The organism is Nitrospirota bacterium (genome assembly GCA_016180645.1).
Classification (GTDB): domain Bacteria; phylum JACPQY01; class JACPQY01; order JACPQY01; family JACPQY01; genus JACPAV01.
This window is the reverse complement of sequence record JACPAV010000024.1, coordinates 82497-95974: the sequence shown is the minus strand read 5'-3', so window position 1 is coordinate 95974 and position 13478 is coordinate 82497. Positions and strand designations below refer to the sequence as shown.

Here is a 13478-nt window from a genome sequence, read left to right as displayed (position 1 = left end):
AGTGTACGGGGGGTACCCCATCGCTTCAAGGCAAAACGGGGCACGATCATCGAGAATTCTTCCTCTTTCGGTGATCGCCTCGATCCACCATATGGCTCTCCGCAGGTCCGGATTCGGGTGAAGCCGCCGGTTTCGTTTGAGGCGCACCGGCCGACGCAGGTGGGTGACTCACTGTCACTTGTCCGTCGTGATGGGGCGCTCCATGCGCACAATCCTGCAACGTCCAGATCATGACGGATGTTCCCGGCGACGAGACTCCCGCCAGCATCGATAAAATGCTCCTCATCCTTCACCTCCATGCTGTACCACTTGTCTGCAAGTTCTGATCGTTTCCATACCCCCGCATTCGCAATCGGCGTTCCAACTGTATGGCATGAGTTCCGCGCTGTTCTGCATGTAATGACGATATGATATCCATGATCGTTCAATGCTTGGTGATTTTCGTCACATAGGTGTGTGACCTGCCATAACGATTACTGTTGCAATACACAACGGTCCGGTTATCATCCATCCAGATGGGTACAATGCTCTTCGGCCGGCTCGAAATATTGAACAGCCTCGGCCAAGGACAATTCGGTCGCGTCCATCGGGCGTTCGATCGCACGCTCAATCGCGAGGTGGCCGTCAAGGAGTTCTTCAAGGACGTTACCGAGTGGGGGGACGAATCTTTTCGCAAAGAGATGCGGCTCCTCTCCCATCTCCATCATCCGGCGCTCGTCCAAGTGCATGACCTGCTGATCGATGATGCGACAGGCACCCATTACCTCACGGAAGACCTCGTGGCTGGGCCGAGCCTCTCTCAGTTTCTCCGGGATGCCTCGTGGCCTTCGCGATGGGAAGCCTTCGTCCAGATTCTCCAAGGCCTCGAATTTCTCCACCGCCAAGGCGTCATTCATCTCGACATCAAGCCTTCCAACGTGCTCGTCAACCCCGGCTCCGGCAGCATGCCCCCTCAAGTCAAAATTCTGGATTTCGGTATCGCCGATGAAATCAGCCGGTTCAATCAAAAGGGGCTGATCGCAGGAACGTTCCCGTATATCGCGCCGGAGGTGGCCCTCGGCGAGCAGGTGGACGGTCGTGCCGACCTCTACTCGCTCGCGGTCATGTTCAGCCGGACCTTCAAGAAAATCCCGGAGGACGATTCGGCATCGAGTGCCGGCTCCACCGGAAAGAGCATCGAGGAACTCGTACGGGAGACCGTCGGGCGAGTGCCTCCTCCACCCGAAGCCTTCCGCGCCGACGTGCCGGATTTGTTCCGGGAAATCCTGGTCACCCTTCTGGAGCCCAATCCAAGGCACCGTTTCTGGTCGGCCAACCAGGTGATTTCTCGGATCAACGCTCGCTCCTCCACGCGCTACGCCCTCGAACCCGGCCGTCAGCGGTTGCCGGACAAGGCCACGGCGATGCTCTCGGGATTGGAGTCGCCCTTGAAAGAGATGTGCGCATGGTTCGACGAATGCCGAAACGCCTTCCAGCCCCTCTTCGTGGGCGCCATCGTGGGTCGGCCGGAGACGGGAAAATCCGAACTTCTCGATGAGTTCCGGCGATGGGCCGAACTCCGCGATGAAAGGGTCGTTTCGCTCGCCGATCAGAAATCAGGTCTTCCGGAATTGTTCGAGAGGCTGCCGGTAACGCAGGATGCGGCTGCCCTGCGGCCCTATGCACCCTATCTCAAGGCCCTCCTCCCGGAAACATTCAAGGAGGCCCCCGATCCCCCGTCGCTCGAAACCACTCCCGACATGCAGCACGTCCAATTCCTCGAGAAACTCGCCGCCGCGCTAAGTGTCCTCACGGTCCGGCGAAATCTCATCGTCTTGGTGGATGACCTGGATCGGAAGGCGGATGTCCGCGAACTCCTGTCCTACTACTGCATGACACTGGGTGAAGACCCGAATACGAAGGCCGACGGCTCCACCTTCCTCTTGGTGACAAGCGCATCGGAGGAAGCGCTTCCGATCCGGCTCGTTCTGGATCGGACCCTGATGCTGGGGCCGTGGAGCGACGAGCAAGCCGGAGGCGTGTTGAAATCCCTCCTCGGAGTCGCCGATCCACCCGGCCGTCTTCTGAGGCGCCTGATGGACAAGACGGAGGGCGTGCCGGGGCTGTTCGTCGAGTATCTCAGGCTCCTGGTGGAAAAGGTCCTCCGGCCCGGGGAGGACCTCGAAGCCCAACTCGAGACGTTGGATTGGAGCCGGCTCGACGCCACGCTCAATCTCTCTGTCTGGTTCGCGGAAGAACTCAAGCGGTTGAGCAAACCGGAAAGGACGATTCTGGAATGGCTCTGTGTGTCACCCAAAGGGATGATGGCCGAGGATCTCGAATCCCTCGATCCTCTCCTGAGTGGCCTGGGCACGAGCCATCTGCGCCGGACTCAAGATCTCGGCTGGGTCCGCCAGGGGCCGGAGGGCTCCCAGCTCGCGAGTGACGTGCGCCGCGAAGCCGTCCTGTCGCAAATGAATCCGTCGGAGCGGGCCGCCAAACACCTCCAGCTCGCGGAACGCTGGACCCAGCTCTCCTTCGGTCGGAACGAGACCAACGCGGATGGTCGCATGTCCGCCTTCGATCGGGCCCATGAATATTTCCTCGCCGGGAAACCGGCCCAGGCGTTCGCCCTTGCGCGTCCGGACCTCCAACTCCTCGTCCGGCTCCATCAGCCGGGACCCGCCCTGCGCTTTCTCGAAGAGCACGCCGACGCCGCGGCGCCTTTGCCCCCGGCCGACGCCATCACATACCGAACGCTCCTGGCCCAGGCCCAATCCGCCACCGCCCGCTTTCCGGATGCCATTGAAACTTTCCGGCAACTCCTCAATCAAGCCGAAGGGCTCGATGCGCGCGCCGAACTCACCTCGGGGCTCGCCCACGCCTACCGACATGGGGGGCGTTTGAACGAAGCCGCCGAGGCGATCCGGGGAATCACGTCCAGACTGGCTCTCGATTCCCGTTGGCTGCCGGTCCTGGATGCGCTTCTTGCCGACATCCTTCTGGAACAATCCCAATACGATGAGGCCGCCGCCCTTTGCCGTTCCTATCTGTCGGGAGGCAAGTCATGCCCGGATGATGAACGGCTGGCCTTTCGCCATGTCCTCGCCAAGTTTCATCTCTACCGGCGAGAGATGGAGTCCGCCATTCCCCTCTTTCACCGGAATGCGGAGGAGACGAAGGGTTCCGGACGCTCGGCCCGTCACGCCCTCGCGCTGAATTCACTGGGCGTCGCCCATCTCGCCCAGGGGCGCCTGGATGAAGCCGTTTCCCTGTTCCAATCGTGCGCTACCCTTAGCCAGGAAATCGGCGATCTTCGGGGAACGGCGCTCGCCTACGTCAACCTCGGCGTCGCCTTCCACAAAGCCCAGAACATCGACGTTTCATCGAAGCATTACGAGAAAGCCCTCACGATTTTCCGAAGAATTTCAGACCGGACGGATGAGGCCCGCGCGCTGTACAATTTCGGCATCCTCCGGGCGCAGGCGAGGGACATGGCCGGCGCTGAGAATGCGTATGAAGAGGCCCTTCGCCTGGCTCAAGATCTGCGGATGATCCACCTCGAGGCCGCTCTCCGGCTCGAACTGGCTGAATGCTTCGAGCAGCGATCCCATCTCAACCGTGCGGAACGGGAGTGCGAGCAGGCGATCGACCTGTTTCAGCGGCTCGGCATGCCCGACGATCTCATGCTCTCCCGTCTCAAACTGGCCGAGATCCGCGCCGACCGCGGCCTCCTCCGCGAAGCCCACTCGGAGTTGGCCGCGTGCGAGCCGCAGGTGGGGGAGGCATCGCCCCCCCTCGTTCAAATTCGATTCTTCTTTGCCAAGGGCAAGTCTCTTCGACAGACCGATCCACGCTCGGCCCGTGCCTGCTTCGAAAAGGCCCTCACGACGCTGGATCAGTCGCCCTCGAAAGACCCGTTGATCCGGGAAAAGATCGTTCGCGAGTGGTCGGCTCTCACGCCACCGGAGCGAGTCTCTTCCCCATCTTCTTCCGAACCGTCCGAGGAGGTCCCTATGTCATCCGAAGGCAAAACCCTCATGTCGTCACGAATCGTGATCGGCGGGTCCGCCGGGAATCCATCCAAAGGTCAGGAACCGGAACCCGGTGGAACACGGCAGGTTCCGGTCCAACCCACGGTCACACCCGCCGATCCACCCCAACCGTCGGCTGACCCCCCACTCCACCGCCGGAGGACCGACACGGAGGCCTTCAACCTCCTTGATGTGGCACGCAAGATCAATTCGGCCCTGGATCTCCAGGATCTTCTTGTCGACATCGTCGATTCCCTCCTGGCGTTTACCGATGCCGAGCGCGGTTTTCTCCTCCTCATGGAAAACGGTGCGCCGGTGGTCCGCGTCGCGCGGTCCCATGACAAGAAGGACATCCGCGACACCGCGGAGAACTTTTCTCTCACCGTTGCCCAGGAAACGCTCGAAGCGCACCAGCCCGTCATCGCACTGGACGCCATGAAGGATCCGCGATTCAAGGATTCCGCCAGCATCTACCAGCTCCAGCTCCGCTCCGTCATTGCCGTTCCCCTCTTCATGCGCGGCGAGGCCATCGGCGCCCTGTACATGGACACGCGTCTGAAGGCGGGACGTTTCACCGAGCAGGACGTCCCGTTGCTTTCCGTCCTGAGCGAACTTGCCGCCGTGGCGATCTACAAGGCCCAACTGATCGCTCAAAACGTGCGTGACCAGCGCGAGTTGAGAAAAACGGTTCGTGAACTGAAAGATTCCAAGGATCAGATTGAGACGCTGAACCACCAACTGGAGGAGGCGAATCGGAAACTCAAGGACCAATTGGCCTCACAGGAAACCCGGCTGGAGGAGGCCGAAGAAAAGCTCAGTGTCTTGATCCGCGAGGAACAGCCGAAATACAAGTATGAACGCATCGTCGGATCGAGTCCGGCCCTCCGGCGCGTCCTCCTCTCCGTGGATCGGGCCGTGGAGAGTCGAGTCCCCGTCCTCCTCCAAGGGGAAAGCGGAACGGGCAAGGAACTGGCGGCCCGAGCCATCCATTTCAATTCGCCGCGCAAAGACAAACCGTTCGTGCCGGTCAATTGCGGGGCGATGCCGCAGGATCTCTTCGAGTCCGAACTCTTCGGACACGTGAAGGGCGCGTTTACCGGGGCGGATCGGGAGAAACCGGGCCTGTTCGAAGTGGCTGAAGGGGGAACTCTGTTCCTGGATGAAATCGGGGAGCTGCCCCTCCCCCTCCAGGTCAAACTCCTCCGGGTTCTTCAAGATGGCGTCATACGACGGGTGGGAGACACGCGCGAAAGAAAGTTGGACGTTCGCATCATCGCCGCCACGAACCGCGATTTGAAAACCCTTGTGGCGGAGAAAACGTTCCGGGAAGATCTCTACTACCGCCTGGGCGTGTACCGGATCCAGATCCCGCCTTTGCGTGAGCGGCGGGAGGACATCCCCGCGCTCGCCCGCGCTTTTCTGGATCAGATCGCTGTGGAAGAAAAGGAATCGCCCAAGAAGATCAGCAAACGCGCCCTGTCCGCTCTCATGGGCCGGCCGTGGCCCGGCAACATCCGTGAGATGGAAAACTTCCTGCGGACGGCACACGTCGTTGCGCGTGAAGCCGAAATCGACGTCCAGGACTTGGCCCAGGGCGAAGGCATTTCTACTCCCGAAATGCCACAGGGGCGGAGGAGAGGTCAGAATCTCAAGAGCGCCGTGCTGGAGTACCAGAGGGAACTGATCATCGAATCCCTTCGCCGCGCGGAGAACAATATTTCCGAGGCCGCCCGCGATCTCGGGGTAGATCGCTCCCAGCTCTCCATCTGGGTCAAGAAGCTGAAGCTCAAGGGCAAAGATTCCTAGCCCCGGCGCCCCTCCGCCGGCGGCGTCTTGCAAATATCGTGGGACGTGCTATACAGAGCGGCGCTCGGCCCATGGTCCGTCAGGTGGTCTTGGTGGTCATGCCGAGGGGGAAACACCCGTTCCCATTCCGAACACGGTCGTTAAGCTCCTCAGGGCCGATGATACTATCCGCCTTAGGTGGATGGGAGAGTAGGTCGCTGCCAAGACCACCGGACGGACCATGGAAGGTCCGCGGGCTAAAGCCTGCGCCTACCCCTGATCTGCATCTTGGTGGCTGCGGGCTTCAGCCCGCGTCCATCGAAGGAAGTCTCTTATCTCACCCCCACCAACCTCTCACTCACCTCCCACAACTTTCCTGCATCTTCATTATTATGGGATCGCCCCGACGATGGCATGACGCGTTTGTTCCAGAAATATTTACCGGTCACGTTCGCCACCTCCGAGGAAGTCGCCAGGTAGACGGGCCCGCGCGCCGCCTTCTCAGGCGTCAACAGAAACGGCTTCCCGAGTTTCATCCCGACCCGCATCCACCACACGGAAGTGCCGCCGAAATTGGAACCCACCGCGCCGGGGTGCAGGCAGTTGGCGCTGATACCGGTTCCCTCCAGCCGCCGCGCCAATTCGTAAGTGAAAAGGACGTTCGCCAGCTTCGATTGGTTATACGCCTTCATAGCCGTGTATCCCCGCTCCATCTGGAGATCGTCGAAACGAATCCGCCCCATCCGGTGGCCCTCCGACGCCACATTGATAATCCGCGCCGGCGCGCTTTTCTTCAGGTGGGGCAATAACAGTGCTGTCGTCAAAAAGTATCCGATGTGATTCAGCGCGAAGGTGTACTCCAACCCTTCCGGGGTCACCACCCGAGGACCCGCGATGATTCCGGCATTATTGATCAGCACGTCAAGCCGCGGATGACGTTTCACAAACTCCCCGGCAAATGTCCGAATGGAGGTTTGGGACGAAAAGTCGGCGATCATCAGCTCAACGGACTTGCTCCCCGTCTCCTTGCGGATCGTATCCAGAGCCTCTCCGCCCCTCTCGCGGCTTCGACAGACCATCACCACCCGTGCGCCTGTCTTCGCCAGCCCCAGGGCGGTGAAGTACCCCACCCCCGAATTGGCGCCAGTCACTATGCAGGTCTTCCCCGTCATCGTGGGTTCCACCCGGCCACGGGCGTCGATCACACCAGCCGCTTTCGAGCGGCGACGACTCGCACGGCCGTCGGTAGCGCCACGTTGCCATTCCTTCGGTACTTCGAAATCAACTGCTTGATCTCCGATTCCGCCGTTCCCCGCTGCTCCGCGGTGAGCTTCGCGAACAGCGTCTGGAGGGGCGCCGCAATCTCCATGAGGGCCTGAAAGTATTCGTCCACCGAATCAAACAACGATTCCCCCTCGGTCTCATCTTCCGACACCACTTCCAAACCGGCCGATTCCATGATCCCTCGGAGATCGCCCGGTTTCGCCAGCCTGAAAATACCCGGTTGGTTCGGATCGGGCGGGGGCAGCGTCATCATTTTCCTGAGCACACCCATCGGCGTGGAGGTCATCGGATTCTTTTCGGGCGCCGACCAGACGGCGGCCGCTACATATCCGCCCGGTCGCAGCACGCACGCGATATCCCTTGCGGCCTTGGAAACATCCGGAAGGAACATCAGGCAAAAACGGCTCGTCACGGCATCGATGGATCCGTCATCGAAATCAAGCGCACACACATCGGCCGTTCTGAACTCAACATTGGCAAGGCCTTTGGCGTTCGCCTTACGGCGGGCAACGTTCAGCATGGCTTCTGAGAGATCGAGGCCGATCACGGATCCCGTCGGGCCCACCGCTTCGGCCGCCAAGAGCGCCGGGTAGCCCGTGCCGGAGCCAAGATCCAGGACGCGGTAGCCCGGTCGAAGGCGGGCCTCCGCCAGTAGTCTGTAGTTGACGAACGACGTGTTCCGATCGAACACCTCATCCCACTTCTCCCACGCCGGAGCCACGCGGGTCCACTCTTCCCTCTGCGCCGCGATCATTTCCTGCGGATTCATGTTCGCCATGAGACACCTCCCTTGAAATGCGGTTCCTGAGAGTCGTAGACCCGCCCGGTCCTTATGTCAAACCACGCCAGAGGGGATCTGTTCGGTGAAGATTCAGGAGTTGGCGCGAGAGCCGCTCACATGAACCATTTCTTCGTGTGGTGCACGGCGTCGCCGAACTGCCGCATGAACCCGAGATCATCGTCCGTCAATGGCCCGCGGCGCACGGCGGCCAGGTTCTCGCCCAATTCCTTGCGATTCCGAGGAGCCGTGAGACACACATCTACATTGGGATTGGACAGAACGAAACGATAGCACTCCCCCGCCGTCGGAATGCGTCCCTCCGATGGCCAGGCCGTCGGTCTGCGCATCAGATACCTCCACCGCGTGGCCGTGTAGCCCACCACCCCCGGGTCGTGGACGCCCAAGTGGGGAAAAATGTCCTCCTCCGCGCCGCGATGGGCTGCATTGTAGCGCATCATGATGACGTCCAAGGCTCCGTTCGCACATAGCTGACCTGCGAAGGGACGGTTGTGCGTGGAGATGCCGATCGCGCGCACCTTCCCTTCCTCACGAAAGCGGGCCATCTCTTCGCGCACATCATCCGTGAGGTGTTTCGGCTTTGTCACGCCCAGAAACAGGAACAGATCGATGTAATCCGTCCGGAGCTGCCGGAGCCGTTTCTCCAGCGTTCGACGGAGATTGGGATGGCCCCAGAGCAGATTGTACGCCCCCGTGGCGATCACAACGTCATGACGATGATCATGAGACAGCCCGCGGAGGACCTTGATCATGTGGGAATCGAAGCCGAAACAGAAAAAGAGGTTGACGCCCTCGTCCAAGGCTTTGAACACCGTATCCTTCCCCGGACGGTAGGTGGCGGAGAGTCCCAGCGGAAAGACCTTGATCCCCGTTCGCCCCAGCTCGTTGCGCTGAATATCGCGCATATCGACCGGATCAGCCTACCAGTTTGGCCCGGGACTTGGAAGCGGGCGACCCTTCAATTGCATCGCCCCAGGCCTCATCGAGGGCAGCAGATTTACGACGTATCCCGACGAAGTTCAGAAGCGGATGCGCGAGAATTGGCGCCAAGTCCCCCTCAAGCCTCTACGAATGGTGATAGGATTAAGCTTGACCCCATCAGCCAATACTCCAACTACGCTCCACGGCTACCGTCCCCTCGCACCACTCCATCCAGAAAGCGCTTCACCTCTTGATGGAGGTCCTCGCTACTCACACTTGCGAGTCCGGTGCTTGATTGAAACGCATTGGTGATGCCATCCAGCAGATCCTTTAGCGATTCCACTCCTTCACCGTTTTCCAACGCGTCCCTACTACGTATCATCTTGCGGGGAATCCGTACCCTCGACCTGAGATCGCGCCGATCTGCCACGTGCAACATGGCCGATGTGGCCATGGCTTCGAAAGGCAGCGTATCCAACGGGCAAGGTCCGGCGGTTTCCACTGTCAGATCCAGCTCCAACTTCTCCGTACGCAATCGGGGAAAGAGTCGATCTGCAAGGACCAGCACCAGCAGGCTATAGGACAGAATCGTGGCCACTCGGACCGGGATAACATCCTTCCTCCCATGGCTCTGGTCGATCGGCTCCTCCTGCACAACAAAACGAAACGAGCCATCCAGCGTCGCCTCGCACTCAAACGTCATCCTGGATTGAACGTCCGTGTCGGTCACCGAATGGGACCAGGAGATCGATTTCCCACCCCCGATCGCAGTGATCCGGCCTGGGGGAAATGTGATCCGCCTGGAAGAAGAATCGCCTCCTCTGAACGCAAACTTGGCCACCTTGATAGCATCATGAAGCCGCGCGAGCGTTGCAAATGAGAACTCCCCCGCAGGGCAAACAAGAAAGCTATACCAAACGAACGGCCTTTCCTCACTCAGCGATTCTTTCTTTGGACCCCCATAATTCTCCTCAATGAGTTTCAAGATCTCACCCCTGGGAACGGTCAGACGACCTTCTGCACGCCCAAACCCCTCCGCCGTTACATCAAATTCCACTTCGAAATCCTCAACCGCCATTGCCGGTTCACGAACTTCCACCGGAATGCGGATGACCCACCGCGTCTGGCCACCTCGAATGGGGTGACGTCCATCATCCTCGAATTGGTCCGACGTCCCAGGGACCCGCGGGAAGGGGAATTGGCCGTTCCCGTCGACACCGCCGTCCATGTCCAGTCTGTGATGCGACTTGCACCCATAGCGGACCAAGGCGCTCCTCGCTGTGACGCCCAGGTGAGGGTTGTGAACCCCCAGCTTGACGTAGAGGTTGTACGCTGTGCCTTCCGGACCCCGGGAAACTCCATGTCCCTCAAGCTCGTGTTTCACCTCAAGCGCAGGAAGTGAGCCTGCGGAGGCGACCACGGGAAGCGGCACCCCCTGGACCGCGTCACCTCCTCCCAGACGCCCCTTCTGGGCCGTCGCCCTAACACGTTTGGCAATCCAATCAACGAGCGCCCCACGAATCGACCGCTCAAGTTGCTCTGGTGCTTGGTACATGGTTGCGAAATACCCCTTCGGGCCTTGGAGCACTCGGTCCCTGAACGCCTTCTGACGATCATCAGCGGCCGGCATGTTTCTAGCAAAGATCAGTACCTTCGTCGGGTCTGAGCCCTGGGCCTCATCAAACTCCATTTCCACGAACGAGACCTGTCGATCCGGAACGAACGAACCATACTGGGCACCGAGTATCCCTACGTAAATGTCGCACCCCTGCGACTTCTCGATACACACCTGCACCGACGATTGGGGTCGAGCATGTTCCCTGTCGCTTCTGAACACCTTGTGTCCAAGCTGCTTCACAACTTGTTCAGCGATCTCTCGGTCCTTCTCCAAGTCTCCAATCGTTGAACTAATCATGACCTGCAATTGCTCCTCCGGCTCGAACCCACCATCCCTACTCACTTCCCCGCCAGAATGTCTTGCTTCGGAGTGGTCCGATTCCAACCCAGGCGGGCCGAGGATGAAAACCGGGTAACCCTCTGCATGCGTCTCGACCCTCAACACCCGACACATTCCCCTCCGCCCGGAGAACGCTACAAATCCCTGTCGGCCTGATCGCTCATCAATTTCCCACTGCCAAGGCCCGTTCCTGTCCTGCGACACATACTTCATCGCACCGACAGACTCCTTCCACTGACTCCCAGTATGCCATCTAAGCGCCTCTTCGGAGAGCCACCCGTAGAGAACACCTGTTCTTGCACCGTCGGAACGCTCCTCAATCGAGAGGAACAGCGCGGGGGCCCTGCCCCTGCCGATATCCAAGATCGAGCGGAGCTCCTTGGCATCACTAGGCCCCAAATATCTCGCCCGAAGAATATTGGGCTCTTCCCATCGACGAGGGGTGCCCGTCTGGCCACGGTATATGATTTGGGAAGGCGACTTGTCTCTCTCTGGTAGCAGCCACAGAGCACGAGGAACCATCAGAACTCCGGAATGGCGAGCGGGTCGGAATCAGGGCCGCATCTTGACATTAGAGTGTATGCCGGAAAGCCACCGGTCGTGTCGAAATGGGTTGTGGAGGAGCGTTTCTCTAGAGGCAAGTATCTTTCAGTCTAAGTGAACGCTTCGTTGCTGTCATTGCTTTCCCACACCGGTGGTCGTATCCTATTCTCATGAAACGGAAAACGGAAGCCGTGTACGAAAACGGGACGCTCAGGCTGTCCAAGCCGTTGCCGCTCGCGGAGCAGGCGCGCGTCTACGTCACCGTCGAAGGCCTACGAGAGAAGGACGACGATCTGCCAGAATCCGCATGGCTCCGGAGTGCGTCGGCGAACGAAGCCTTCGACTTCCTGAAGGATCCGGCCGAGGATATCTACGATCCTGCCGACGGGAAGCCGTTCCGTGACGCGGCATAAGATCGTCCTCGTCCCTTTCCCATTCGATGATCTCTCTGGAACAAAGGTCAGACCGGCGCTATGCCTGACTGATCCGATCGGCGTCCAGCGACACGTCATCATCGCCTTCATTACCAGTCGGATCCCGCCCGATCCTGTCGCAACCGACCTCGTGCTTCCCGCCGATCACCCCGATTTTCCGTCGACCGGGCTGCGAGTCGCGTCCACGGTACGCCTGCATCGCCTCATGACCGTGTCATCGAGCCTAATTCGGAGGGAGTTGGGCACTCTGTCTCCCGGCAGGCAGGCGGAGGTGAGCAGCAAGATATCCGCATTGTTCACTCTCGCCGGATAGGCGCGGGCGGTCAGAAAAAGTATCTGACGATTTGCAGAAAACCCATCACCTTGGGTGCCCCTTCGACATGGTCATGAGAACCGCCATTCGCATCACATCGCACAGATGGCGTACCCGCAAGGCGCTTCGGCTCGAAATCCACTTCAATGATGCCGGGGGCCGGACTTGAACCGGCACGCCCCCATTACGGGACTAGGGATTTTAAGTCCCTTGCGTCTGCCATTCCGCCACCCCGGCCTTGAAATATCAATGCGCTAGATGGCATCCCGGAAGCAAGCTTTTCCACTTCCGGTAGGCTTCCGGTAGGCGCGGAAAACCCCACCTTTTCGGGTTCAGCCGATGCCTTCTCCCCAGAGAGCGCACGGGCCATATTCTGCTTCATGCCCAGCGCCTTTGCAAAGTTGAGTCTCGGTCTTGGCATTACTTTCCCCCTTTCAATTGACCGGCTTCCGGGCCGGGAGTACACTGAAAGCGTGAAGAACGGGAGAGGAAGAAAATCCGTGAAGGTCCCCAACTACGGGCGCACCTTCAAGGAATCCCTCGCTATCAAGAAGATGCTGGACAAGCTCCCGGAGATTCACTACCGCACGTGGAAGGAAGCCTTCACGCCGGAAGAGTGGGCCATGCTCCGCAAGACGCGCCGAACTTCCCTCTAGCCGATCCGATTCGTTCTTGTCTCGCCTACACATTCTCGTGCCGCCGTCTGCCTGGGACACGGTTGATTCGTGGGACAAAAGCCTCAAGGTTCGCTTCGTCAAAACCTGTAGGCTTGTGTCGGTTGATCTTGCGTATCCCTCTCTGCGCACCGAGAAGATCAAGGGTCCGGGGGGCGAACCGCTGCTTCGTCCCACTAACGGCATCCCCAATCCTGCCATTGAAGTTTTTGTGCCGGCCGGGGGATAATGCCCTCGGAATTGACCCCCGCCTGAGTAGTGCTCAAGTTGAAGCCGGAAGTCACGGCTTCCACTTCCATCGATGACCACAACGGCATCCGCCAGATGCGGCTTCGCATTCTGAAAAACGAGGTTGCAGGTGTACATGTAGAATGACTCCTTGTGCCTAAACCCTTCTCCCCATAGTTGCCCAGGCTCCTTGTTGACGGCGATGGCATCGTAGAAGAACTCGTACCGAGCCACGCCTCGAAGAAACTCCGTTCGGATCGCCTTGGAGCACTTGTTGAACCTGAACTCAAACCGGGGGTGAAGTTGAAGTTCCCTGCGCAACAAACCGATTCGCGTGTCGGCATCTTCTTCCCCGCCCCCGTGCGGGATGGTACATCCTTGTCCATTGGGAGGAATTGCACCGAGTCTGTAAGAGTCCAGTCAAGGTGAGGAGAACCGAAAAGAAGCGCCCCGGCCCCCAGCGAGGATACGGGGGAGCGTGGGGACCAGGGCTATGTGGGCTTTTGTGGGCCTCCCCCGTGGCCCTT

The 13478-nt window shown here is 59.7% G+C and carries 8 protein-coding genes, 1 tRNA gene and 1 rRNA gene; 5 read left to right on the top strand and 5 right to left on the bottom strand.

What is annotated here, in order from left to right; all coding sequences use genetic code 11:
• The first annotated feature begins 515 nt into the window (after positions 1-515).
• Together HYT87_14545 and rrf are read left to right on the top strand one after the other, a co-directional pair.
• Positions 516-5819: a sigma 54-interacting transcriptional regulator gene (locus tag HYT87_14545; GenBank protein MBI2060982.1), complete on the top strand. Its 5304-nt coding sequence runs from the start codon at positions 516-518 to the stop codon at positions 5817-5819.
• Positions 5820-5907: 88 nt separating this feature from the next.
• Positions 5908-6025 (top strand): 5S ribosomal RNA (gene rrf, locus HYT87_14540).
• Positions 6026-6130: 105 nt separating this feature from the next.
• Here rrf and HYT87_14535 read toward each other — a convergent pair.
• The 4 genes from HYT87_14535 to HYT87_14520 form a co-directional block, all read right to left on the bottom strand.
• A complete protein-coding gene (locus HYT87_14535) occupies positions 6131-6970 on the bottom strand; it encodes an SDR family oxidoreductase (protein MBI2060981.1) in 840 nt (279 codons plus the stop codon).
• 29 nt (positions 6971-6999) lie between these two features.
• Positions 7000-7860 carry a class I SAM-dependent methyltransferase gene (locus HYT87_14530; protein MBI2060980.1) on the bottom strand — a complete coding sequence of 287 codons (861 nt, stop codon included), beginning with the start codon at positions 7858-7860 and terminating at the stop codon, positions 7000-7002.
• 116 nt (positions 7861-7976) lie between these two features.
• A complete protein-coding gene (locus HYT87_14525; protein ID MBI2060979.1) occupies positions 7977-8786 on the bottom strand; it encodes an aldo/keto reductase in 810 nt (269 codons plus the stop codon).
• 209 nt (positions 8787-8995) lie between these two features.
• The gene (locus HYT87_14520) at positions 8996-10717 is read right to left on the bottom strand and encodes a DUF4062 domain-containing protein (protein ID MBI2060978.1); all 1722 of its coding nucleotides are present in this window, start codon (positions 10715-10717) and stop codon (positions 8996-8998) included.
• A gap of 755 nt (positions 10718-11472) precedes the next feature.
• On the opposite strand from HYT87_14520, the gene HYT87_14515 reads away from it, so the two are divergent.
• Complete coding sequence (locus HYT87_14515) at positions 11473-11715, top strand: antitoxin family protein (protein ID MBI2060977.1); 243 nt, start codon at positions 11473-11475, stop codon at positions 11713-11715.
• Complete coding sequence (locus HYT87_14510) at positions 11702-12049, top strand: type II toxin-antitoxin system PemK/MazF family toxin (protein ID MBI2060976.1); 348 nt, start codon at positions 11702-11704, stop codon at positions 12047-12049. Before HYT87_14515 ends, HYT87_14510 begins: the two co-directional genes overlap by 14 nt.
• Before the next feature lie 150 nt (positions 12050-12199).
• On the opposite strand, the gene HYT87_14505 is transcribed toward HYT87_14510, so the two are convergent.
• A tRNA-Leu gene (locus tag HYT87_14505) sits at positions 12200-12286 on the bottom strand.
• A gap of 236 nt (positions 12287-12522) precedes the next feature.
• Here HYT87_14505 and HYT87_14500 point away from each other — a divergent pair.
• Complete coding sequence (locus HYT87_14500) at positions 12523-12705, top strand: hypothetical protein (protein ID MBI2060975.1); 183 nt, start codon at positions 12523-12525, stop codon at positions 12703-12705.
• Positions 12706-13478: the final 773 nt, after the last annotated feature.